At 74.0% G+C, this 22,281-nt stretch carries 20 protein-coding genes; 7 read left to right on the forward strand and 13 right to left on the reverse strand.

Going from position 1 to position 22,281, the window contains the following annotated elements; translation table 11 throughout:
* Positions 1-118 precede the first annotated feature (118 nt).
* The 4 genes from ACPC54_RS26640 to miaA form a co-directional block, all read right to left on the reverse strand.
* Positions 119-2,371, reverse strand: coding sequence for a RelA/SpoT family protein (locus ACPC54_RS26640; RefSeq protein WP_498968295.1), 2,253 nt, complete (start codon positions 2,369-2,371; stop codon positions 119-121).
* A 167-nt stretch (positions 2,372-2,538) separates the two neighbouring features.
* The gene (dapF, locus tag ACPC54_RS26645; protein ID WP_498968297.1) at positions 2,539-3,450 is read right to left on the reverse strand and encodes a diaminopimelate epimerase; all 912 of its coding nucleotides are present in this window, start codon (positions 3,448-3,450) and stop codon (positions 2,539-2,541) included.
* 21 nt (positions 3,451-3,471) lie between these two features.
* The gene (locus ACPC54_RS26650) at positions 3,472-3,984 is read right to left on the reverse strand and encodes a hypothetical protein (RefSeq protein WP_498968299.1); all 513 of its coding nucleotides are present in this window, start codon (positions 3,982-3,984) and stop codon (positions 3,472-3,474) included.
* Between the two features lie 228 nt (positions 3,985-4,212).
* Positions 4,213-5,148, reverse strand: coding sequence for a tRNA (adenosine(37)-N6)-dimethylallyltransferase MiaA (miaA, locus tag ACPC54_RS26655; protein WP_498968301.1), 936 nt, complete (start codon positions 5,146-5,148; stop codon positions 4,213-4,215).
* A gap of 169 nt (positions 5,149-5,317) precedes the next feature.
* Here miaA and ACPC54_RS26660 point away from each other — a divergent pair, with 169 nt between their 5' ends.
* Positions 5,318-5,587, forward strand: a complete 270-nt coding sequence (locus ACPC54_RS26660; protein ID WP_498968303.1) for an antitoxin — start codon at positions 5,318-5,320, stop codon at positions 5,585-5,587.
* 3 nt (positions 5,588-5,590) lie between these two features.
* Here the strand turns inward: ACPC54_RS26660 and ACPC54_RS26665 are convergent, their stop codons facing one another.
* Positions 5,591-6,289 (reverse strand): class III extradiol ring-cleavage dioxygenase family protein, encoded by a 699-nt coding sequence (locus ACPC54_RS26665; protein WP_498968304.1) that lies wholly within the window; start codon positions 6,287-6,289, stop codon positions 5,591-5,593.
* 78 nt (positions 6,290-6,367) lie between these two features.
* The gene (gene miaB, locus ACPC54_RS26670; RefSeq protein WP_498968306.1) at positions 6,368-7,870 is read right to left on the reverse strand and encodes a tRNA (N6-isopentenyl adenosine(37)-C2)-methylthiotransferase MiaB; all 1,503 of its coding nucleotides are present in this window, start codon (positions 7,868-7,870) and stop codon (positions 6,368-6,370) included.
* A 96-nt stretch (positions 7,871-7,966) separates the two neighbouring features.
* On the opposite strand from miaB, the gene ACPC54_RS26675 reads away from it, so the two are divergent.
* The gene (locus ACPC54_RS26675; protein WP_498968308.1) at positions 7,967-8,986 is read left to right on the forward strand and encodes a TAXI family TRAP transporter solute-binding subunit; all 1,020 of its coding nucleotides are present in this window, start codon (positions 7,967-7,969) and stop codon (positions 8,984-8,986) included.
* Between the two features lie 33 nt (positions 8,987-9,019).
* Here the strand turns inward: ACPC54_RS26675 and ACPC54_RS26680 are convergent, their stop codons facing one another.
* Positions 9,020-10,462, reverse strand: coding sequence for a sensor histidine kinase (locus ACPC54_RS26680; protein WP_498968309.1), 1,443 nt, complete (start codon positions 10,460-10,462; stop codon positions 9,020-9,022).
* Positions 10,463-10,468: 6 nt separating this feature from the next.
* Positions 10,469-11,227, reverse strand: coding sequence for a response regulator transcription factor (locus ACPC54_RS26685; RefSeq protein ID WP_498968311.1), 759 nt, complete (start codon positions 11,225-11,227; stop codon positions 10,469-10,471).
* Between the two features lie 385 nt (positions 11,228-11,612).
* Here ACPC54_RS26685 and ACPC54_RS26690 point away from each other — a divergent pair, with 385 nt between their 5' ends.
* The 5 genes from ACPC54_RS26690 to ACPC54_RS26710 all read left to right on the forward strand — a co-directional run bounded on the left by ACPC54_RS26690 (position 11,613) and on the right by ACPC54_RS26710 (position 16,795).
* A complete protein-coding gene (locus ACPC54_RS26690) occupies positions 11,613-12,386 on the forward strand; it encodes an amino acid ABC transporter ATP-binding protein (RefSeq protein WP_498968314.1) in 774 nt (257 codons plus the stop codon).
* Between the two features lie 118 nt (positions 12,387-12,504).
* On the forward strand, positions 12,505-13,413 hold the full coding sequence (locus tag ACPC54_RS26695; RefSeq protein WP_498968316.1) for a glutamate ABC transporter substrate-binding protein: 909 nt from the start codon (positions 12,505-12,507) through the stop codon (positions 13,411-13,413).
* Positions 13,414-13,464: 51 nt separating this feature from the next.
* Positions 13,465-14,115, forward strand: a complete 651-nt coding sequence (locus ACPC54_RS26700; protein WP_498968317.1) for an amino acid ABC transporter permease — start codon at positions 13,465-13,467, stop codon at positions 14,113-14,115.
* Positions 14,112-14,960 carry an amino acid ABC transporter permease gene (locus tag ACPC54_RS26705; RefSeq protein ID WP_498968318.1) on the forward strand — a complete coding sequence of 283 codons (849 nt, stop codon included), beginning with the start codon at positions 14,112-14,114 and terminating at the stop codon, positions 14,958-14,960. The genes ACPC54_RS26700 and ACPC54_RS26705 overlap by 4 nt, the downstream gene beginning before the upstream one ends.
* A 122-nt stretch (positions 14,961-15,082) precedes the next feature.
* Entirely contained in the window at positions 15,083-16,795 is a 1,713-nt protein-coding gene (locus tag ACPC54_RS26710) for an FAD-dependent monooxygenase (RefSeq protein WP_498968319.1), read from the forward strand.
* An 88-nt stretch (positions 16,796-16,883) separates the two neighbouring features.
* Here the strand turns inward: ACPC54_RS26710 and ACPC54_RS26715 are convergent, their stop codons facing one another.
* The 5 genes from ACPC54_RS26715 to ACPC54_RS26735 form a co-directional block, all read right to left on the reverse strand.
* Positions 16,884-17,912, reverse strand: coding sequence for a regulatory protein RecX (locus ACPC54_RS26715; protein ID WP_498968320.1), 1,029 nt, complete (start codon positions 17,910-17,912; stop codon positions 16,884-16,886).
* A 4-nt stretch (positions 17,913-17,916) separates the two neighbouring features.
* Positions 17,917-19,032, reverse strand: coding sequence for a recombinase RecA (gene recA, locus ACPC54_RS26720; RefSeq protein ID WP_045698397.1), 1,116 nt, complete (start codon positions 19,030-19,032; stop codon positions 17,917-17,919).
* A gap of 178 nt (positions 19,033-19,210) precedes the next feature.
* Complete coding sequence (locus ACPC54_RS26725; RefSeq protein ID WP_498968322.1) at positions 19,211-20,461, reverse strand: AI-2E family transporter; 1,251 nt, start codon at positions 20,459-20,461, stop codon at positions 19,211-19,213.
* 36 nt (positions 20,462-20,497) lie between these two features.
* Entirely contained in the window at positions 20,498-20,692 is a 195-nt protein-coding gene (locus ACPC54_RS26730) for a DUF3046 domain-containing protein (RefSeq protein ID WP_498968324.1), read from the reverse strand.
* 41 nt (positions 20,693-20,733) lie between these two features.
* Positions 20,734-22,260 carry a S8 family serine peptidase gene (locus ACPC54_RS26735; RefSeq protein ID WP_498968326.1) on the reverse strand — a complete coding sequence of 509 codons (1,527 nt, stop codon included), beginning with the start codon at positions 22,258-22,260 and terminating at the stop codon, positions 20,734-20,736.
* Between the last annotated feature and the right edge of the window lie 21 nt (positions 22,261-22,281).

The raw sequence follows: 22,281 nt of genomic DNA on the forward strand, positions 1-22,281 counted from the left end.
GCCGCGGACCGGCCGTGAATTCCCCATGATGGTCGCATGCCCGGGGTGGGCCGGTCATCCCCTTTTCACCCGGGGTCATCCCCCGGTCACCCAGGATGTCCGCCGCCCGCGGCGCCCGTCACCCCGGCCGCCCGACCCCGCCCTCGGGCGCGTGCGGCCGGCTCACGTCGTACACGCCCGACACCTTGAGCATCGCCCGCATCAGGCCGGGCAGCGCGGCCGGCTCGGGCAGCTCGACGGTGTAGGTGTGCCGCACCCGCAGCTCCTGCGGCGGCTCGACCTCCGCCGAGACGATGCCGACGCCCGCGGCGGAGATCGCCGCGGTGAGGTCGGCGAGCAGCCGGGGCCGGTTCAGCGCCTCGGCCCGCAGGGTGACCCGGTGGCCGGCCGCCGGCGCGTCCTGCGGCCGCCAGCGGACCTCCAGCACGGCCCGGCCGTCCTCGCGCATCCGTTCCCCGGCGGGGCAGCCGGCCCGGTGCACCGCCACCGCTCCGCCGCGGATCGGGTAGCCGGCCACCTCGTCCGGCGGGACGGGCGTGCAGCAGCGGGCCAGCCGGACGGTCGCGCCGGGGCGCCCGGCCACCGCGACCGGTGCGGCCCGCCGCCCGCCGCCCGCGCGCCGGGCGTCCCGGGCGTCCCGGGCCTCCCGGGCGTCCCGGCGCGCGGCCGGGGCGGGCTGCCCGGGCTGCCCGGCGGAGGGGCCGTCCGAGGGGCCGGTGCCCACCACCGGCAGCCGGTCCGGGTGGTCGGCCAGCCAGCGCTCGATGGCCAGCCGTGCGGCGGGGGTGCGGGCGTGCTCCAGCCACTGCGGGGAAGGCCCGGAGGGCTGCCCGCCGGCCGTGGCGGCCTCGGTGAGCACGGCCAGCACGTCGCCGTCGCGCAGCGCGGTGGACAGCGCGGTGAGCCGACCGTTGACCCGGGCACCGATACATCGGTGCCCGGTCTCCTCGCCGAGCAGGTAGGCCGCATCCACACAAGTGGCCCCGGCCCTGAGCTGAAGCGTTTCGCCAGTCTCGGTCACGACGGTGATCTCGCGGTCCCCGGCGAGGTCGGCGGTGAGCGCGGACCAGAAGGCGTCCGGGTCGGGCGTCTCCTGCTGCCACTCCAGCAGCCGGCTGAGCCAGCCGGGCCGGGCCGGGTCGGTGCGGTCCAGTTCGTCGGTGTCCGGGGCGGCGCCGGCCGGGGTCGGGTCGCCGAGCGCGACCACCCCGGTCTGGGCGACCTCGTGCATCCGCCGGGTGCGGACCAGCACCTCGACCACCTCGCCCTCCAGCGCCACCGCGGTGTGCAGCGACTGGTAGAGGTTGAACTTGGGGGCGGCCACGAAGTCCTTGAACTCCCCGGGCAGCGGCGTCCAGCAGGTGTGCAGCTCGCCGAGCACGGCGTAGCAGTCGGCGTTCTCCTCGACCACCACCAGCAGCCGCCCGAAGTCGGCGGGCTGCGGCCGCTGCGGCTGCCCGTCCCGCCCGGGCGCGGCGGCCCGCTTCAGCAGCACCCGGTGCAGCGAGACGCAGTGCCGGGGCCGGACGGTGACCTCGGCGGCCACCCCGGCCTCGGCCAGCTGGCGGGCCAGCCGCCGGGCGAAGGGCTCCAGCAGCGCGTCCGGCTCGGCCTCGTGGCCGGCCATCAGGGCGCGGGTGAAGGCGTGTTCCTCGGGGTGCAGGGTGGCGAAGACGATGTCCTCCAGCTCCGCCTTGAGCACCTGGATGCCGAGCCGCTCGGCCAGCGGGATCAGCACGTCCCGGGTGACCTTGGCGATCCGCACCTGGCTGGCCGGCTTCATGTGCCGGATGGTGCGCATGTTGTGCAGCCGGTCGGCGAGCTTGATCACCATGACCCGGACGTCGTCCCCGGTGGCGACCAGCATCTTGCGGAAGGTCTCGGCCTCGGCGGCCGCGCCGAAGTCGACCTTCTCCAGTTTCGTCACCCCGTCGACCAGGTAGGCGACTTCGGGCCCGAACCCGGCCCCCACCTGGTCCAGCGTCAACTCGGTGTCCTCGACGGTGTCGTGGAGCAGCGAGGCGACCAAGGTGGTCGTCCCGGCGCCGAGTTGGGCCAGGATCATGGTGACGGCCAGCGGGTGGGTGATGTACGGCTCGCCGCTCTTGCGCTTCTGGCCGCGGTGGCTGGCCTCGGCGAGCCGGTACGCCCTCGCGAGCAGGCCGAGGTCGGCCTGCGGATGGTGGGCGCGGTGGACCCGGACGAGCGGTTCGAGCGCGTCCGGGACCGGCTGGCGGCCGGTGGCCAGTAACGCGGCCCGCCCGGCCCGGCCGAGGGCGGCCAGGCCGAGCTCTCCGAGGGGCCGCCTGGCCCCGGCCTGCCGTACGGTCGTCGGCTGCCCCGCGAGGGGCTGCCCGGCTTCGATGGTCATCGCACCTCCGGCAACGGTCGCCGGGTGCTGCCCCTCCCCAGGGGTGATCGACCCGGTGGTCCATGCTACCGAGGAGAGCACGTTCCGCGATGCCGTGATTCCCGTCCGCGACCGGTATCACCCGATCGGGGGGATTCGTCGCCCCACGAATTGGGCAAACCGGGCCCTCAGCCCTGCGACAGCGACGCCCACCAGCGCTCGTCGAGGCGCCCCTCGGCGACGATCACGGCCGGCCCGGTCATCTCCACCCGGCCGTCCGGGTGCTCGGTGATCACCAGCCGGCCGCCCAGCACGTCCACGGTGTAGGCGACGGCCTCGCCGGTGACGGCCGGGTCCGCGCCGTCCCGGCGGATCGCCGCCACGGCGACGGCGCACGCGCCGGTGCCGCAGGAGCGGGTCTCGCCGGAGCCGCGCTCGTGCACCCGCATCGCGACGTGCCGCGGGCCGCGGTCCACCACGAACTCGACGTTGACGCCCTCCGGATAGGCCCCCTCGGGGCTGGTGAGCGGCGCGCTGTACAGGTCGCCGGCGTGGTCCAGGCTCTCGACGAAGGCGACCGCGTGCGGGTTGCCCATGTTGACGTTCAGGGCGGGCCAGCGGCGCTCGCCGACCGCGACCTCGATGCCGTCCGGCCCGGGCAGCCGGGCCTTGCCCATGTCGATGGTGACCTCGCCGGGCGTGCCGCCCGCGGTGTCCTCGGCGACCTTCGCGGTGAGCACCCCGGAGCGGGTGGCGACCGCCAGCTCGCCGGGCTTCGCGAGGCCCGCCTCGACCAGGAAGCGGGCGAAGACCCGCAGGCCGTTGCCGCACATCTCGGCGACGCTGCCGTCCGAGTTGCGGTAGTCCATGAACCACTCGGCCCGGTCGGCCAGGTGCTCGGCGGCCGGATCGGCGGCGGCGCGCACCACCCGCAGCAGCCCGTCCCCGCCGATGCCGGCCCGGCGGTCGCACAGCGCGGCGACGGCCGCGGGGCCGATCTCCAGCTCGCCGTCCGGGTCCGGGAGGATCACGAAGTCGTTCTGGGTGCCGTGGCCCTTGAAGAAGGGGAGGCCGGCCTGCGGGAAGGAGGATGCGCTCACCCTCCCTAGGGTACTGAGGCCCTACCGCAGGTACGCGACCCGCCAGACCGCGAGCACGCACGCGGCCAGCGCGATCAAGGTGTAGACGGCGATCGCCCGCCAGCTCGCCCGCTGCCCGGAGCCGCGGCGCGGCAGGCCGGGCCACCGGTAGCCGGCGTGCCGGGCGGCCATCGCGCCCCAGCCGAACGAGGCGGCGGTGAACAGCAGCCCGAGCATCCCGACCATGGTGGCGCGCGCCCCGGCCGAGCCGAAGGCGAGCGGGAAGGCGAACATCAGCGAGCCGAGGGTGCCGAGCAGGGCGATCGGCAGGATCTGCCACCAGCGCAGCCGGCGCAGCGGGCGGATCTCCCGCTCGTGCACGGCGGCGTCCGGCGGGAGGTGGGTGTCCAGCGCGGGCACCGCGAGGGCGTACGAGGTGGGTGCCTCCAGGCCGGTCAGCACGGGGAGGTCGCCCATCGTCGACTCGTCGAACTCCTCGGCCGGTGCGGTGACGCTTCCCCGCTGGCCGGGTTCGGGGCCGGTACCCGTCGACACACGGCCTCCCCTGACTGTTCGACACGAGCGGACTCGCGGCCGGGCACGGCCGGCCCTCCCGGGCCGACCCCTACGCCATCGATGATGGCATGTCCAGAGGGGCCGTTCGGGCCTGACCGGGGTCGACGGGTGATCCGTGGCCATCACGTGATCGGGCCGTGACCCCCGGTTCGTCCTGCACGGCCACCTGCGCGCGCACCTGCACCGCCGAATTGGCCGAAACCCGTGCTAGGCGGCCGGAACTCCCTGACGCCCGATCAGTTCGAGGGACCGCTCCAGCAGCTCGACCGGGTCGGTGCCGGCCGGCCGGGAGAGCCAGTGGATGCGCTCGTCGCGCCGGAACCAGGACTCCTGGCGGCGCGCGAAGCGCTTGGTGGCCCGCACGGTCTCGGCCCGCGCCTCGTCCTCGGTGCACTCGCCGGCGAAGTGGTCGAGCACCTGCTGGTAGCCGAGCGCCCGGGAGGCCGTCCGCCCCTCCCGCAGGCCGACCGCCTCCAGCGCCCGCACCTCGTCCAGCAGCCCGGCCTCCCACATCCGGTCGACCCGCAGCGTGATCCGCTCGTCCAGCTCGGGCCGCGGCACGGCGACGCCGATCTGCACCGCCTCGTACACGGCGGTGTTGCTCGGCAGGTTGGCGGTGAACGGCTGCCCGGTGATCTCGATGACCTCCAGCGCGCGGACGATCCGCCGCCCGTTGCTGGTCAGGATCGCCTCGGCGGCCGCCGGGTCCAGCTCGGCCAGCCGCCGGTGCAGCGCGTACGGGCCGGCCTGCTCCAGCTCGGCCTCCAGCCGGGCGCGCACGGCCGGGTCCGTGCCGGGGAACTCCATCTCGTCGATCGCCGCCCGGACGTACAGTCCGGAGCCGCCGACCAGGACCGGCGTGCGCCCGGCGGCGAGCAGCCGGTCGATCTCGGCCCGGGCCAGCCGCTGGTACTCGGCGACGCTGGCGGCCTCGGTGACGTCCCAGATGTCCAGCAGGTGGTGCGGCACTCCCCCGCGCTCGTCCTCGGTGAGCTTGGCGGTGCCGATGTCCATGCCCCGGTACAGCTGCATCGAGTCGGTGTTGATCACCTCGCCGCCGAGGCTGCGGGCGACGGCGACGGCCAGGTCGGACTTTCCGGCGGCGGTCGCGCCGACGATGCTGATCACACGGGAGCTGCTCACCGCTCCAGTCTCGCAAAACGGGGGACGCCCCGGAGACCGGGCTGCCGCCGGGCCCCGGCTGCGCGACGATATGACTGTTTCCTCCGTTTCCGTCGTCGACCTTCTTTGCGAACGCTTTGCCCTTCCCGGGCGTTGTGCAGGGAGACAGTCGAGGAAGGGTGAGATCGCCATGGGTCTGATGGACAACCTCAAGGGCAAGGCCGAGGAGCTCAAGGAGAAGGCCAGCGAGCTCGCGGGCAAGCACCACGAGCAGATCGACAGCATGGTCGACAAGGCCGGCGGCGCGATCGACAAGGCGACCAAGGGCAAGTACAGCGACAAGATCGAGCACGGCGCCAGCAAGGCCAAGGGCGCGGTGGACGACTTCGCCCACAAGCCGGAGCAGCCCGGCGGGAACGGCGGGAGCGGCGGGAGCGGGGGCCAGGCCCCGCAGGCCTGACGATCAGCTCCAGGACGCCACGAAGTAGCCGACCCCGTACGGCGCGTCCTGGTAGCCGAGCCGCGCGGTCAGGCCGGCGCCCTGCGCGGCGCCGGCCAGGACCTGCCAGGGCGCCCGGCCCTCGGCCTTGAGCTCGGCGGCGAGCCCGGCGTCCAGCGCGGCGAGGGCGGGCAGGTCGGCGGAGCCCAGGGCGGCGGCCAGCGCGGCGTCGTAGCCCTCGGCCCGCTCGTCCAGGTAGCCGGGGGCCTTCAGCGAGCGGCAGGCGCTGCCGTCGCCCAGCACCAGCAGGGCGACCCGGTCGGCGAGCCCGGCCAGGCCCTGGCCGAGCCCGAGCATCCGGTCGGCGGGGGCGTCCGCGGGCACCGCGCAGGCGTGCGTCGGCAGGTCCACGCCGGCGTGCTCCAGCAGCCAGGCGCCGACGGTCAGCGAGGGCGCCAGCTCCGGCCCCTCGACCCGGCCGCCGGGCAGCTTGGCCACCAGCGGAACCCCGTAGCGCAGGAAGGAGCCGGCCCCGCCCTCGGTCCACACCTCGGCCGCCGGCCCGGTGCCGACCACCACGACCAGCTGCGGCTCGGCCGCGACCAGCGCGGCCAGCGCCTCGGCGCAGGCGGCGCGCAGCCCGTCCAGCTCGGGCGCGGCCCCGGCGGCGACCTCGGGGACGAGCAGCGGCGGACAGGGGCACACGGCGGCGGCTACCAGCATGCGGATCACTCTAGCCAAGAAGCCGGACGGCCCGGCAGGAGTAGGAACTCCCGCCGGGCCGTCCGGACCGCACGCGTCTCAGTCCCCGCAGCAGGCCCCGCCCGCCGGGGCGGCCAGCGGCAGCTCGGCCGGGGCGCCGATCTTCGGCAGGCCGAGCAGCACGCCGGCCGGCTTGGCGGCGGGCTTCGCCTGGCGCTTCTCCCAGGCGTCGCCGGCCCGGGTGCGACGCACCGCGAGTGCCGGGCCCTCGGCCAGCAGGTGGTGCGGGGCGGCGTAGGTGATCTCGACGGTCACCATGTCGCCGGGGCGCACCGGCTCCTCCGGCTTCGTGAAGTGGACGAGCCGGTTGTCGGGCGCGCGCCCGGAGAGCCGGTGGGTCTTGTCGTCCTTCTTGCCCTCGCCCTCGGCGACCAGGATCTCCAGGGTGCGGCCGACCTGCTTCTTGTTCTCCTCCCAGGAGATCTCTTCCTGGAGGGCGATCAGCCGGTCGTAGCGGGCCTGGACGACCTCCTTCGGCACCTGCTCCTCCATCTCGGCGGCCGGGGTGCCGGGGCGCTTGGAGTACTGGAAGGTGAAGGCGTTGGTGAAGCGGGCCTCGCGGACGGTGTGCATCGTCTCCTCGAAGTCCTCCTCGGTCTCGCCGGGGAAGCCCACGATGATGTCGGTGGAGATCGCCGCGTCCGGCATCGCCTCGCGGACCTTGCGGATGATCCCGAGGAAGCGCTCCTGCCGGTACGAGCGGCGCATCGCCTTGAGCACCCGGTCCGAACCGGACTGCAGCGGCATGTGCAGCTGGTGCATCACGGCCGGGGTCTCGGCCATCGCCGCGATGACGTCGTCGGTGAAGTCCCGCGGGTGCGGCGAGGTGAAGCGGATCCGCTCCAGGCCCTCGATCTGCCCGGCGGCGCGCAGCAGCTTGGAGAAGGCCTCGCGGTCGCCCAGGTCGGAGCCGTAGGCGTTGACGTTCTGGCCGAGCAGGGTGACCTCGATGACGCCCTCGGCGACCAGCGCCTCGACCTCGGCGAGGACGTCGCCGGGGCGGCGGTCCTCCTCCTTGCCGCGCAGCGCGGGGACGATGCAGAAGGTGCAGGTGTTGTTGCAGCCGACCGAGATGGCGACCCAGGCGGCGTAGGCGGATTCGCGGCGGGTCGGCAGCGTGGAGGGGAAGGTCTCCAGCGACTCCAGGATCTCGACCTGGGCCTTCTTCTCGACCGCGGCCCGCTCCAGCAGGGCCGGCAGGTGGCCGATGTTGTGGGTGCCGAACACCACGTCGACCCAGGGGGCCCGGCTGACGATGGTCTCGCGGTCCTTCTGGGCCAGGCAGCCGCCGACGGCGATCTGCATGCCCTGGTTGCGGCCCTTGGCCGGCGCGAGCTGCCCGAGGTTGCCGTACAGCTTGTTGTCGGCGTTCTCGCGCACCGCGCAGGTGTTGAACACCACCAGGTCCGGGTCGCCCTCGGGCCCGGCCTTGACGTAGCCCGCCTCCTCCAGCAGCCCGGACAGCCGCTCGGAGTCGTGGACGTTCATCTGACAGCCGTGCGTGACGACCTTGTAGCTCTTCAATCCGCTCTCACCGCTCACCAGACCAGGGTACGGGCACCCGCGAAGCGCTTTTCCCGGCCCATCGCCCGTTCCTTCCCCCTCCCGTTCGGCCGGGGCGCCTGGCACTATCCCTGCATGGCCCCCATCACCGTCCCCCGTCTCGGCGCCGCCGTCCGCGCCGCGGCCCGCAGCCCGCTGTGGCGGACGGTGCTGGTGCTGGTGCTGCTGCTCGCGGGATTCGGCGGCTGGTGGCTGTCGGCGGGCCGCTCGCCCGGCTACCCGCAGGGCGAGACCCGGTTCGCGACGGGATCGGCCAGCGGCGTCTACGACCGGTACGGGCGGCTGCTGCAGACCCACGTCTCCCGGGCGATGCCGGGGGTGCGGCTGGCCCTGGACAAGTCCGCCGGCTCGGTGGAGAACCTGGACCGGGTGGCCACCGGCCGCGACTCCTTCGCGATCGCCACCGCCGACGCCGTCGCCGACTACCACGGCCCGGGCCGGGACCGGCTGCGCGCCATCGCCCGGCTGTACGACGACTACCTGCAGCTGGTCGTCCCGGCCGACTCGCCGGTGCGGCGCACGGCCGACCTCAAGGGCCTGCGGGTGGTCGTGGGCGAGCCCCAGTCCGGGGTGGCCCCGGTGACCAGGCGGCTGCTGACCGCCGCCGGGCTGAACCCGGACCGCGACATCGTCCCGGTGCCGGTCGGCATCGGCGAGGCCGTCGAGGACCTGCGCGAGGGCAAGGTGGACGCCTTCTTCTGGTCCGGCGGCCTGCCGACCAGCGCGGTCACCGACCTGTCCGAGCACGTCCGGATCCGGGTGGTGCCGCTCGGCGACCTCGCCGAGGCGCTGCACAAGGCGGAGGGCAGCGGCTCGGACGCCTACCGGGCGGCGACGATGCCCAAGGGCACCTATCCGAACGCCGAGCCGAAGGACGCGGTCGCCACCGTGGCCGTGCCCAACCTGCTGATCACCCGGGACGACGTCGACCCGGGGCTGGTCGAGGGGATGACCCGGGCGGTGATCGACAGCCGCGACCAGATCGGCGCCCAGGTGCACGCCGCCCAGCTGGTCGACCTGCGCACCGCCGTGTACACCGACCCGCTCCCGCTGCACGAGGGCGCGGCGCGCTACTACCGCTCGGTCAAGCCGTAGCGGGCGGGCCCGACGGTCGCGTCCGGGGCCCGCTCAGTCCTCGACGGCCCGCTCCGGCCGGGGCACCGCCAGGGTCACCGCGAGCCCGGTCGGCTTGACCGGGGCGAAGGAGAGCGAGCCGCCGCCGGCCGTCAGCAGGGTCCGGGCGATCGAGAGGCCGAGCCCGGAGCCGTCCACGTTCTGGTGCCGCGGGCTGCGCCAGAAGCGGTCCCCGGCCCGGGTCAGCTCGTCCTCGGTCAGGCCCGGTCCGGCGTCGGTGACGGTGACCGCGACCTCGTCCCGGCGCACCGACACCCGCAGCCGCACCCGGCTGCCGGGCGGGCCGAACTTGAGCGCGTTGTCGACCACCGCGTCCAGCGCGGAGCCGAAGCCGATCGGGTCGGCCATGCCGACCGCCAGCGCCGGGCCGTCCCAGCCCAGCTCGATGCCGCGCTGCTCGGCGACCGGCCGCCAGGCGTCCACCCGGGCCAGCGCGAGCTGGGCGAGGTCGGTCTGCTCGGGCTCGGGGCGGGAGTGCTCGGCGGTGGCCAGGCCGAGCAGGTCGTCCAGCACCCGGGCCAGCCGGGCGCCCTCCTCCCGGACGCCGCCGAGCTCCTCCTCGTGCCCTTCGGGCAGTTCCAGGCCGAGCACCTCGACCCGCAGCAGCAGGGCCGCGAGCGGGTTGCGCAGCTGGTGCGAGGCGTCCGCGACGAAGGCCTTCTGCTGGTCCAGGGCGAGCACCACGTGGTCCGCCATCTCGTTGAACGACCGTGCCAGGCGCTGGAGTTCGGGCGGTCCGCCGCCGGGCGCGACCCGGGCGGCCATCCGGCCGGTGGCGATGTCGTGGGTGGCCCGGTCGAGGGTGCGCACCGGGCGCAGCACCCACTCGGTGAGCCGGACGGCCAGCAACACCGCGACGATCATGGCGGCCGCCTCGCCACCGGCGATCACCAGCCACTTGTGCAGGATCCGGGTGCGCAGCGCCCCGGTCGGGGACTCGCTGAGCACCACCGCGACCACGTCGCCGTCGCGCACCACCGGGGTGGCGACGGTGAGCGTGCGGTCCCCGGTCCACGGCCAGACCTGCGGCGGGTTGTGGCTGCGCCGCCCGTCCAGCGCCTCCTGGAAGGCCTGCGCGCCCCAGCCGCCGGCGGGCACCCGCCAGTCCTCGGGGGCGACCGAGATCGGCGACCCGTCGCGCTGGAAGATGCCGAGGCGCACGCCGTACAGGTCGTGGTAGCGCCGCACCTCGGCGTCGATCGCGTGCCGGCGGCTGACGTCGCCGGGGGCCGGCTCCGGGTCGCCCTTACGGGCGGAGTCCACCGTGCCGGCGCCGGAGGTGGGCAGGTCCTGGGCGAAACGGGCGGCGTCGTCGAGCCGGTCGACGACCACGGCGGTCTGCTCGCCCGCCGCCACCGCCGCCGCGAGCGGCAGCCCGAGGGCGGCCAGGACGCAGAGCATGAGGGCGATCAGGATGCCGAGCAGGCGGGTGCGCACGTGCGGTCAGTGCTCCGCGGGGGTCGCGGGCGGCGTCCGGTCGGCGGCCGGCGCCGGGCACTCGGGGATCAGCCGGTAGCCGACGCCGCGGACGGCCTCGACCAGGCCCGGCAGGGCGAGCTTGTTGCGCAGCGAGCCGATGTGCACCTCCAGGGTGCGCCCGTTGCCCTCCCAGCCGCTGCGCCAGACCTCGCTGAAGATCTGCTCGCGCCGGTAGACCACGCCCGGGCTCTGGGCGAGCAGGGCGAGCAGGTCGAACTCCTTGCGGGTGAGCGGCACGTCCCGGCCGTCCACGCTGACCCGGCGGCGCTCCCGGTCGATCCGGATGCCGCGGGACTCCAGCGGGCCGCGCTGCTGCGGGACGGCGTCGGGCGCGGGCGCGGCCGCCGCGGAGGGGACGGCGCCACGGCGGGCCACGGCGTGGATGCGGGCGAGGAGCTCGCCCATGTCGTAGGGCTTGGTCACGTAGTCGTCGGCGCCCAGGTTGAGCCCGTGGATGCGGGAGCGGATGTCGGCGCGCGCGGTGACCATGATCACCGGTACGCCGCTGCCGGCCCGGATCCGGCTGCACACCTCGAAGCCGTCGCGGTCGGGCAGCCCGAGGTCGAGCAGCACCACCCGGAACGGCTCGTTGCCGTCCGGTACCAGGGCGTCCAGCGCCTCGTGCCCGCTGCGGGCGTGCCGGACCTGGAAGCCGTGCCGGCCCAGCACCGCGACGAGTGCCGCGGCGACGCGTTCGTCGTCCTCGACGAGCAGTAGTCGCATCCTGCTTCTCCTCCTTCCCCCGCGTGATCACCGGGCCGATCGTTCCGGTGCCGGTCCTGCGCAGTATGGGCCAGTGGACGGCCCGGCGCCAGGGACGGCCGCACACCGGGCCGCCGGGGGACGGGGAGCACCGGCGCGAACGCCCGCTGTGACATGCCCGATCGGCCGCGCTGCGAACGGTCCGCGCGGGACGTGTGGCCGTTTCGTGATCCTCAAGTTCCGCTCAGATCGGCTGACGGGGCGCTGTCACCCCTCCTAAGGTCGGCCCACCGGGGGCTGCGGCTCCGCCGGCTGCGGCCCCCGGTCTACGTACCACCATTGCCACCCAAGGGAGTTGAGCTCCCCGGGCAGGCGCGATTCGACAAGCAACTAGGGAGCAGGCGCGATGACCGAGAGCCCGGTCGAGGACTCCACCCCCGCAGCCGCCCCGCTGGTCGTGCTGAGCAAGGTCAACAAGCACTACGGCGCGCTGCACGTGCTCCAGGACATCGACCTGGAGATCCGCCAGGGCGAGGTCGTGGTGCTGATCGGCCCGTCCGGTTCGGGCAAGTCGACGCTCTGCCGGACGATCAACCGGCTGGAAACCATCGACTCCGGCCGGATCACGATCGACGGCCGCCCGCTGCCCGCCGAGGGGCGGGAGCTCGCCCGGCTGCGCACCGAGGTCGGCATGGTGTTCCAGAACTTCAACCTGTTCGCCCACAAGACCGTGCTGGAGAACGTGGTCATGGGCCAGGTCAAGGTCCGCAAGGTGATCCGCTCGCACGCCGAGAAGACCGCCCACGAGCTGCTGGACCGGGTCGGCGTCGGCGCGCAGGCGCACAAGTACCCGGCGCAGCTCTCCGGCGGCCAGCAGCAGCGCGTGGCGATTGCCCGGGCGCTGGCGATGAAGCCCAAGGTGATGCTCTTCGACGAGCCCACCTCGGCCCTCGACCCGGAGATGGTCAACGAGGTGCTGGAGGTCATGCGCCAGCTGGCCGCGGACGGCATGACGATGGTCGTCGTCACCCACGAGATGGGCTTCGCCCGCTCCGCCGCCAACCGCGTGCTGTTCATGGCGGACGGCCGGATCGTCGAGCAGAACACCCCGGACGCCTTCTTCACCGCACCGCGCTCCGACCGTGCCAAGGACTTCCTCTCGAAGATCCTGCACCACTGACGCTCCGCACCCCCACGGGGCCGCCCCGGCGATCCCGCCGACGGGCCCTGCCCAGCCACGACTCCAGACGTCAGAGCCCGGTTGATGCCGTGGCCCAGCCCCCAGGAGAACAACCCTCATGAGGACTTCCCGCACCCTCGCCGTCGCGCTCTGTGCCGTCGCGCTCACCGCCACCGCCGCCTGCGGCAAGGACGGCTCCCCCAGCGACGCCGCCAACCCGAGCGCCGCCAACGCCCCGAAGGTGCCGACCTACACGGTCAAGAGCGACGTCAAGATCGACTCCCAGATCCTCGCCGAGGCCAAGAAGCGCGGCCAGCTGAGCATCGGCGCCAAGGCCGACCAGCCCGGCCTCGGCTTCGAGGACGTCGCCAGCGGCGACCGCAGCGGCTTCGACATCGAGATCGCCAAGATGATCGCCGCCGACCTCGGCTTCACCCCGCAGCAGATCAAGTGGCAGACGCTGGTCTCCTCGCAGCGCGAGCCGGCCATCGCCAAGGGCCAGATCGACCTCTACGTCGGCACCTACAGCATCAACGACGAGCGGAAGAAGACCGTCTCCTTCGCCGGCCCGTACTACATCGCCGGCCAGGACCTGCTGGTGAAGAACGACAACACCACGATCACCGGCCCGGACACCATCGCCGGCAAGAACATCTGCACCGCGACCGGCTCGACCTCGATCAAGAACGTCCAGAAGTACAACGCCAAGGTCACCCAGTTCGACACCTACTCGGCCTGTGTCGACAAGCTGATGGCCGGCGAGGTCGACGCGGTCACCACCGACGACGCCATCCTCAAGGGCTACGCCTCCAAGTTCGCGGGCCAGCTCAAGGTCGTCGGCAAGCCGTTCACCGAGGAGAAGTACGGCGTCGGCCTGAACAAGGACGACAAGAACCTGCGCGACGCGATCAACGACGCCATCAAGGCCCACCAGGACAACGGCGACTGGAAGAAGGCCTACGACGCGACGCTCGGCCTGTCCGGCTCCCCGGCGCCGGCCACCCTGCCGACCCTCGAACGCTACTGATCCCCCGCACCGACCGACATTCCTGACCACTCCTGAGAGGAGGGCCGCCGGATGGGTTTCCTGTTCGAGGACGACAACTTCGCGTTGTTCCGCGACGGCTTCCTGCAGACGATCGAGCTGAGCGCGCTCAGCGCGCTGCTCGCCCTGCTGCTGGGCACCCTGCTGGCGGCCTTCCGGGTCTCCCCGGTCCCGGTCCTGCGCGCTTTCGGCACCGTCTGGGTGACGCTCTTCCGCAACACCCCGCTGACCCTGCTGTTCTTCGCCGTCACCTTCGGCCTGCCCCGGCTCGGCGTGCACTTCAGCCACCTGACCTTCGCGGTCGTGGCGCTCGGCGGCTACACCGCCTCGTTCGTCTGCGAGGTGATCCGCTCGGGCATCAACACCGTGCCGCTGGGCCAGGCCGAGGCGGCCCGCAGCCTCGGCATGAGCTTCGGCCAGACCCTCACCCTGGTGGTGCTGCCGCAGGCCACCCGGACCGTCCTGGCCCCGCTGAGCAGTGTGTTCATCGCCCTGCCGAGGAACTCGGCGATCGCCGGCGCGTTCAGCGTGGGCGAGATCTTCAGCAACCAGCAGGCCTTCTCCGAGAAGGGCTACTCGATCTTCGCGATCTTCTTCTGGGTGGCCTGCGCCTACCTGCTGATCAGTGCGACGGTCGCCTCGCTGTTCCGCTTCCTGGAGTCCCGACTGGCGGTGGCCCGATGAGTCCCTTCAACCGCACCGCGACGGCCAACGTCCTCTACGACGCCCCCGGCCCGCGGGCCCGCGCCCGGTACCGGGTGTTCGGGGTGCTCTCGCTGATCGGCGTCGCCGGACTGCTCTGGTTCGTCTACACCACCCTCGACGACAAGGGCCAGTTCAACCAGGCCCTGTGGGACGTGTTCCAGTACAACACCGTCCAGCAGCGGATCCTGGACGGCCTGCTGGCCACACTGGAGGCCTTCGGGCTCGCGGCAGCCTTCTCGCTGACCCTCGGCGCGCTGCTGGCCGCCGGCCAGCTCTCCGACCACAAGCCGGTGCGCTGGGCGTGCACCGCCGTCGTCCAGTTCTTCCGGGCGATGCCGCTGCTGATCCTGATCGTCGCGCTCTACTACGCCTTCTTCGCCACCGACCCGATGTGGGCCCTGGTGCTCGGCCTCACGCTCTACAACGGCTCGGTCCAGGCGGAGATCATCCGCAGCGGCGTCAAGGCCGTACCGCGCGGCCAGGGCGAGGCGGCGTACGCGCTCGGCATGCGCAAGACCCAGGTGATGTCCACCATCCTGGTGCCGCAGGCCGTCCGCTCGATGCTGCCCTCGATGATCAGCCAGCTGGTCGTCACCCTCAAGGACACCTCGCTCGGCTTCATCATCACGTACCACGAGCTGCTGTTCGTCGGAAAGGCCATCGCGAGCCAGCCCACCAACTCCGCCGGCTTCCCCTACATCCCGGTGGTCCTGGTGATCGGCCCGATCTACATCGTGCTGTGCCTGCTCCTCACCGCGCTCGCGCGGTGGATCGAGGCCCGCGGGCGCCGCGGCGCGAACCGGCGCACTTCGACTGCTGCTTGACGGACACGCAGGTGAACTGTTGCATTGCTCTTCGTGACACCTCCCGGGAGCTTCCACGCGGCATATGCGGCAGCGGTACCTGACGGCCGCCGATCGGCCGGTTCGTGCCCGGAGGTCCCCTCATGGACCCGGTGATCGTGGTCGGGGCCGGACCGGTCGGTCTGGCCCTGGCCCTCGCCCTCGCCCGGCACGAGGTGCCGACCGTCATCCTGGACGAGGGCTCCGGCCTCTGCCCCGAGGGCCCGCGCAGCGTCGTCCTCGGCGCCGACATCACCGCCTTCCTGACCCGGATCGGCTACCCGCGGGCCGTCTCCGACTCCGCCCTCTGGGACTCCTTCTCCCTCTGGCGGCGGCGCCAGGAAGTGCTGCGGATCGACCTCACCGACTCCCCCACCTTCCACCTGCCGCAGCACCGCCTCCAGCGCGGCCTGCGCGACGCGCTCACCGGCACCCCGCTGATCAAGCTCGTCCCGCTCAACCGGGTCGTCGAACTCGAACAGGACTGCGACGGCGTCAGCGTCCGCACCACCGGCACCCAGGACGGCTCGACCACCTGGTGGCGCGGCAGCCACCTGGTCGGCTGCGACGGCGCCAGATCCACCGTCCGCAAGCTGCTGAAGGTCCGCTTCCCCGGCCGCCCGGCCGTCGACCGCAACGCCATCGCCACCGTCCGGGTCGACCTGCCCTTCGACGGCGCCCGGCTGCACCGCGAACCCCCGTGGCGCGGCGACCGCGAGGCCTCCGCCCGACCGCTGCCGGACGGCGTCTGGCGGCTCGACTGGCGACTGCCCCCCGGCCGGCCCGACCCCACCGAACAGGTCGACCCGCACGCCACCTGGCCCGGCATCGTCACCGGCGACACCCTGCTCACCCGGGTCACCTCCACCCTCACCGGGTGGTGCGGCGAACTCCCCCGCTACGAACTGCTCGCCGCCGCCGACCACACCGCCCAGCAGCGCCTCGCCGCCCGCTTCCGGGTCGGCCGCTGCTTCCTCGCCGGCGACGCAGCCCACCTGCACGGCGCGCTCGGCATGCAGAACCTCGCGGACGGGCTGCGCGACGCCGACAACCTCGCCTGGCGGCTCTCCCTCGCCTGGCACCTCCACAGCGGCGGCCCCCAGCCCGGCGGCTCGCTGCTGGACGGCTACGAGGCCGAACGGCGCGGCGCGGTCGGCGCCCGGCTGCGCGCCGTCGACCAGTCCATGCCGCTGCTGCGCCCGCTGCGCGGCTGGCAGCAGACCCGGCGCTCGCTGCTCGTCGGCGGCTTCCGCAAGCACGCCCCGCTGCTCGCCGACGGCCAGCTCGGCACCGGCCGCTTCGGCGGCGCGCCCGCCTACCCGGCGGCGCCGTCCGGCGTGCCGGCGCGCGTCCCGGTGCAGCGCGGCGCGCGCGGCACCACCTCGCTCAGCGAACTGCTGCCCGCCACCGCGCCCGGCGTGCTCGTCCCGGACCTGCCGGTGCTCGCCGCCGACGGCACCCCGGACCACCTGCACGCCCGGCTCGGCGCCACCTTCCTGCTGCTGCTGGTCGCCCCCGGCACCGCCGTCTGGTCCGCCGAGCACTGGCTCGGCGCCGGGCTGATGCCCCGGCTCGCCGAGGTCGCCGCCGCGCTGCCGGTGCCGGCCGAGGTGCTGGTCACCGAGGAGTACCCGGAGGCCGGGCCGCACACCGTGCTGCTGATCCGGCCGGACGGGCACCTGGTCGGCGTCACCCAGGGCGCCGCAGCGGAGGACCTGCTGGCCCTCGCCGACCGCGCCCGCGGCGGCCCGGCCCCGCTCGCCAGCGCCCCCGAACCGGAACCCGCCCCCCGGCAACAGGTCGGCCCGACCGGCTGACGCACGGCCGGCGGGCCGGCGGCGCCCGCGCGTGGAAGCACGCCCCCCGCATGCCCCTCACGTGCCCCCCACGTGCCCCCGCGCGCCGCTACGCGAAGCCGTCCGCCGTCTCGCCCGCCGCCTCGTCCTCCAGCGCGGCCCTCACCACCCGGAAGGCCAGGCCCTCCGAGTAGCCGCGCCGGGCCAGCACGCCGACCAGCCGCCGCATCCGGGCCTGCTGGTCCAGCCCCCGGGTGGCCCGCAGCTTGCGCTCGACCAGGGCCCGGGCGGCCTCCGTCTCGTCGTCGTAGTCGAGGTGGGCGACGGCCCGCTCGACCAGTTCGGCGGCCACGCCCTTGGTGCGCAGCTCCTGGGCCAGTGCCCGCCGGGACAGGCCCCGGACGGCGTGCCGGGACTCCACCCAGGCCTCGGCGAAGGCGGCGTCGTCGATCAGCCCGACCTCCTCGAACCGGGTCAGCACCCCCTCCGCGACGGCCTCCGGGATCTCCCGCTTGCGCAGGGCGTCGGCGAGCTGCTTGCGGGTCTTGGCGGCACCGGTCAGCAGTCGCAGGCAGATGTCCCGGGCGCGGCTCTCCGGATCGGCCGACTCCTCGACCCGCTGGCGCCGGGCGGCGGAACGGCCCTCGGCGCCCCCCGCGCCTTCCGTACCGAACGCGCCGGACTCACCGAACGCGCCCTCGCCGGAGCCCCCGCCCCGGCGGCGCGCACGCGTGCGCGAGACCGAGGCGGCCACACCCCCGTGACCGGCCGCTTCGGCCTCGCGCCATCCGCCGCCCCCGGACGGCGGCCTCATGTCCTGCTCCTCGGCCGCCACCGCCGAGCGTCGGCGGCGTCGGCCGGTGGGCAGCTCGGAGGCGGAGACCAGGCCGAGTGCCTCGGCCTGGACCTCCGCCGAGCCCGGTCCGGGCGCCGCGCCGCGCCGCGCCCGGACCGGTGCCCGGTCGAACTCCGGCTCGGGGCCGGATGCCCTCGCTGCGGTGGACGGACGGCGCCGCCCCGCGCGGGGCGTCGACGGCTCCGGCTCCGGGGCGGGTTCCTCCGCCACCGCGGCGAACCAGTCCGGCGGGCCGTGGTCGTCGTCCTCGGGGCCGCCGCCCACCGTGTCGTGCTGTGTCAACGGCTCAGGCCTTGGCAGCCGCCGTCTTCTTCGCCGCGGCCGTCTTGGCGGCGGTCGCGGTGATCGGCTTCGCGGCGCCGTCCGCGGCGGCGGCGTCGGCCGCGCCCTCGGCCGGCTCCTCCACCTTCGGGCCGATGCCGAGCTTGCCCTTGATCTTCCGCTCGATCTCGTCGGCGAGCTGCGGGTTGTCCTTCAGGAAGTTGCGGGCGTTCTCCTTGCCCTGGCCGAGCTGGTCGCCCTCGTAGGTGTACCAGGCGCCGGACTTGCGGATGAAGCCGTGCTCGACACCCATGTCGATCAGGCCGCCCTCGCGGCTGATGCCGACGCCGTAGAGGATGTCGAACTCGGCCTGCTTGAACGGCGCGGCGACCTTGTTCTTGACCACCTTGACGCGGGTGCGGTTGCCGACCGCCTCGGTGCCGTCCTTCAGGGTCTCGATGCGGCGGATGTCGAGCCGGACCGAGGCGTAGAACTTGAGCGCCCGGCCACCGGTCGTGGTCTCCGGCGAGCCGAACATCACGCCGATCTTCTCGCGGAGCTGGTTGATGAAGATCGCGGTGGTGTTCGACTGGTTCAGCGCACCGGCGATCTTGCGCAGCGCCTGGCTCATCAGGCGCGCCTGCAGACCGACGTGCGAGTCACCCATCTCGCCCTCGATCTCGGCGCGCGGGACGAGCGCCGCGACCGAGTCGATGATCACCAGGTCGATCGCGCCGGAGCGGATCAGCATGTCGGTGATCTCCAGGGCCTGCTCACCGGTGTCCGGCTGGCTGACCAGCAGGGCGTCGGTGTCCACGCCGAGCTTCTTGGCGTACTCGGGGTCGAGCGCGTGCTCCGCGTCGACGAAGGCGACCGTGCCGCCGGCCTTCTGGGCGTTGGCGGCCAGGTGCAGGGTCAGGGTGGTCTTGCCGGAGGACTCGGGGCCGTAGATCTCGACCACGCGGCCGCGCGGGATGCCGCCGACCCCGAGGGCGACGTCCAGGGCGGTGGACCCGGTGGAGATCACCTCGACCGGCTCGTTGGCCTTCTCGCCGAGGCGCATCACCGAGCCCTTGCCGAACTGCCGCTCGATCTGGGCGAGAGCTGTTTCCAGGGCCTTCTCGCGGTCCGTACCTGCCATGGCTTTTTCCCTCGGGTTCTGTGCTGTGCGCTTCATCGTCCTCGACGCTAGCGCGTCCCACTGACAAACGAGCCCGACCGGGCTCGTCCTGTGGAAAACTCCTCGCCGGAGAGTACAAAGAACATCTGTTCGATTCAAGCGTCGCACGTTCGGACGCGTGCACCGCGTCCGAACGGATTCAGTCCCGGTCGCCGCCGACGATCCGCCGCAGCCGCCGGCTCGCCTCCCGGCGCAGCACCCGCCGGGCCCGCCGCTGCTCACCCCGGTCGATCCGGGGGTCGACGGCCACCTCGTAGCGCCGCACGTACGTCCCGACGAAGCCCTGCAGGGTGGCCGCCACCGGGATGGCGATCAGCGCGCCCACCGCGCCGAGCAGCGCCGCGCCCGCGATCACCGCGCCGAACGCGACCGCCGCGTGCACGTCCATCGTCCGGGCGGTGATCCTCGGGTGCAGCACGTAGTTCTCGACCTGCTGGTAGACCGCCGTGAAGGCCAGCACCCACAGTCCGTCCACCGGCTGCACGGTCAGCGCGACGAGCACCGGCAGCGCCCCGGCCAGGTACGTCCCGATGGTCGGCACGAACTGCGACATGACGCCCACCCAGATCGCCAGCGCCACCGCGTACGGCAGGTCGATCAGCGCGAACATCACCCAGTGCCCGGCCGCCGACACCAGCGCGAGCACCGCCCGCGAGTAGAGGTAGCCGCCGGTCTTGGCGAGCGCGATCTCCCAGGCCCGCAGCACCTCGCCCTGCTTGGCGGGCGGCAGCAGCGAGCAGACCGTCCGGCGCACCCGCGGGCCCTCGGCGGTGAAGTAGAAGGTGAACAGCCCGACCGTGAAGGTCTGGAAGAGGCCGCCGATCACGGTCGAGGACAGGCCCCACACGTTGTCGGCGGCCTGCTGGACGTAGCTCTCGATCGTGCCGGAGTCCTTGAGCACCTTCTGCTTCAGCTGCCCCAGCGAGAGGTCCTGGTGGAAGGTCCGGTTGACCCAGAGGATCACGTTGTCGACCAGGTGCGGCAGGTCCTTGGCGATCTTCGCGACCTGGTCGACCAGCAGCGTGCCGAGCGCGGCGACGAACCCCACCACCGCGACGCCGACCGCGAGGAACACCAGGAAGGTGCCGACCCCGCGGCGCACCCCGCGCGCGGCCAGCCGGTCGACGGCGGGCTCCAGCGCGAGCGAGAGGAAGAAGGCCACCAACAGCATCACGAACAGGTCGGTCAGCTGGAGGAAGGCCCAGCTGGCGAGCTGGAACAGCCCGACGAACAGCAGGGCCATCAGCATCGCCCGGGGCAGCCAGCGCGGCATCCCGCCGGCGGTCCGCGCCGCCGCGTCCCGCGCAGGGGCGTCCTGCGCGGGGGTGTCCGCCCCCGACGCGTCCGCCACCGATCCGTCCGATTGCCGTCGTTCCGCACTGCTCGTCACCCGAACAGTCTGGCCCATCGGCCCGCCGCGGACGGTTCAGCGCAGCTGCCCGGTGACCCCCTGGGTGTCGCAGACCACCCGCCAGACGTCCTTGGCCTCCCAGCCCGCCTCCAGCGCCTGACGCACCGTCCGCCCACCGAGCTCGCTCATCACGTGGTCGGACGCGAAGGACTCCGCGTACGCCTCGCCGAAGTGCGCGTACATCCGTCGCCAGAACTCGGTCAGCCTCATGCCCCCAGTATCCCGGACCGGTCCGTACCCTCCCGGGCCGCTCACCGCGGCAGCGCGAGCAGCCCGGCGCCGAAGTACTGCCGGTCCCCGCAGGCGTACGGCCCGGCCGGGCAGGCGGCGGCCGCGGTGGTGGCGAGCAGCGCGGCGAGCCGGTCGGCGTCGTAGTCGGGGTGCAGCGCCGCGGCGACCGCGACCGCGCCGGTGACGTGCGCCGCGGCCATCGAGGTGCCGGCCAGCGCGGCGTACTGGCCGCCGGGCCAGTCGGAGACGATCGCGCCCCGGGGCCCGCCGTCCGGGTCGCCGCCGGGGGCGGCGAGCGAGACGTGGCCGCGCCCGAAGTTGGAGTAGCCGGACGGGTGGCCGTCCCGGTTGACGGCGGTGACGGTGAGCACGGCGGGAAGTTCGCCGGGCAGCCGGATGCACTCGGTGCCCAGGTACCGGGTGCGGGGCGGGCCGGAGACCCGGTCGTTGGGGCTGCGCTCGTCGGTGCGGGCGGCGCCGAGGTCCTGCCCGTCGTTCCCGGCGGAGGCGACCACCACGGCGCCCTTGCGCCGGGCGTAGTCGGCGGCCCGGCCGACCGCGGCGATCAGCGCGGCCTGGTCGCGGTCCTCCGGGCAGTTGTACTTCCACGGGTCGGCGAAGTAGCTGTTGTTGATCGCCCTGGCACCGTGGTCGGCGGCCCAGAGCATGCCGCAGACGATGTTCTCGGCGTAGTACTGGCCGAGCGGTCCGAGCAGCCGGACGGCGGCGATCCGCACGCCGGGCGCGACCCCGGTGACGCCCTGCCCGTCCCGGGCGGCGCCGATGATCCCGGCCACGTGGGTGCCGTGGCCGCTCTCGCCGACGCCCGCGTCGGGCCGCCAGGCGCCGAACCGGGCGTCGGGGCGACCGTCCGCGCAGGAGGCGGAGGCCTTGGGGTCGACGGCGGCGCGCAGGTCCGGGTGGGTGTCGTCGACGCCGGAGTCGAGCACCGCGACGAGTACCTTGCGCAGCGCCTCCGGGGTCGGCGGGGTGCTGACGGCGGGCGGGGCGGAGGCGTCGCCGGTCCGGGCGGTGGTGACGCCGAGCATGGCGAGGTTCCAGGCGTCGCCCTCGGCGGGGTCGGGCACGGTGGGCGTCCCGCCGTCGTCCCGGCGGTCGGCGCTCCCCGGGCCGCCGGTCCGGACGACGCCGGCGGCGAAGTCCCCGGTGCCGGCGACCCCGCGCGGCGGGCCGACCACGGGCGCCGTCCGGGTGGCGCCGACCGCCGCGATGCCGGGCCGGGCGCGCAGCCGGTCGGCGAAGTCGCCGGTGGCGTACGCCAGGACGGCCCCGATCTGCGGGTACTCCTGGACGACCTGCCCGCCCGCGGCGCGGCTCTCCGCCCCGGCCCGGGCGGCGCCGGCGGCGTCCACCTGTTCGGCGAGCACCAGGTAGCTGAGGTACGCCCGTCCGGGCCCGGAGACGTAGGGCACGGCGCCGCCGGCCACGAGGGCGGTGAGCAGCATCGCGAGCAGGGCACGGGCGGGCCCGCGGACGCGGCGGCGGGCGGCCCGGGCGGGGCTGCCGGACGGGTGCGCCTGCGGCATCGCACGGTCTCCGCTCGTCGG

The sequence above is a fragment of the Kitasatospora sp. NPDC094028 genome (assembly GCF_049543595.1).
Lineage (GTDB): Bacteria > Actinomycetota > Actinomycetes > Streptomycetales > Streptomycetaceae > Kitasatospora.

Excerpts from the sequence above, each read along its gene's own strand:
- recA (WP_045698397.1), bottom strand. The coding sequence starts at position 19,032 with ATGGCAGGTACGGACCGCGAGAAGGCCCTGGAAACAGCTCTCGCCCAG.
- ACPC54_RS26660 (WP_498968303.1), top strand. The coding sequence starts at position 5,318 with ATGGGTCTGATGGACAACCTCAAGGGCAAGGCCGAGGAGCTCAAGGAG.
- ACPC54_RS26690 (WP_498968314.1), top strand. The coding sequence starts at position 11,613 with ATGACCGAGAGCCCGGTCGAGGACTCCACCCCCGCAGCCGCCCCGCTG.
- ACPC54_RS26700 (WP_498968317.1), top strand. The coding sequence starts at position 13,465 with ATGGGTTTCCTGTTCGAGGACGACAACTTCGCGTTGTTCCGCGACGGC.
- ACPC54_RS26735 (WP_498968326.1), bottom strand. The coding sequence starts at position 22,260 with ATGCCGCAGGCGCACCCGTCCGGCAGCCCCGCCCGGGCCGCCCGCCGC.
- ACPC54_RS26665 (WP_498968304.1), bottom strand. The coding sequence starts at position 6,289 with ATGCTGGTAGCCGCCGCCGTGTGCCCCTGTCCGCCGCTGCTCGTCCCC.
- ACPC54_RS26675 (WP_498968308.1), top strand. The coding sequence starts at position 7,967 with ATGGCCCCCATCACCGTCCCCCGTCTCGGCGCCGCCGTCCGCGCCGCG.
- ACPC54_RS26710 (WP_498968319.1), top strand. The coding sequence starts at position 15,083 with ATGGACCCGGTGATCGTGGTCGGGGCCGGACCGGTCGGTCTGGCCCTG.
- ACPC54_RS26730 (WP_498968324.1), bottom strand. The coding sequence starts at position 20,692 with ATGAGGCTGACCGAGTTCTGGCGACGGATGTACGCGCACTTCGGCGAG.
- ACPC54_RS26705 (WP_498968318.1), top strand. The coding sequence starts at position 14,112 with ATGAGTCCCTTCAACCGCACCGCGACGGCCAACGTCCTCTACGACGCC.
- ACPC54_RS26685 (WP_498968311.1), bottom strand. The coding sequence starts at position 11,227 with ATGCGACTACTGCTCGTCGAGGACGACGAACGCGTCGCCGCGGCACTC.
- ACPC54_RS26695 (WP_498968316.1), top strand. The coding sequence starts at position 12,505 with ATGAGGACTTCCCGCACCCTCGCCGTCGCGCTCTGTGCCGTCGCGCTC.
- ACPC54_RS26640 (WP_498968295.1), bottom strand. The coding sequence starts at position 2,371 with ATGACCATCGAAGCCGGGCAGCCCCTCGCGGGGCAGCCGACGACCGTA.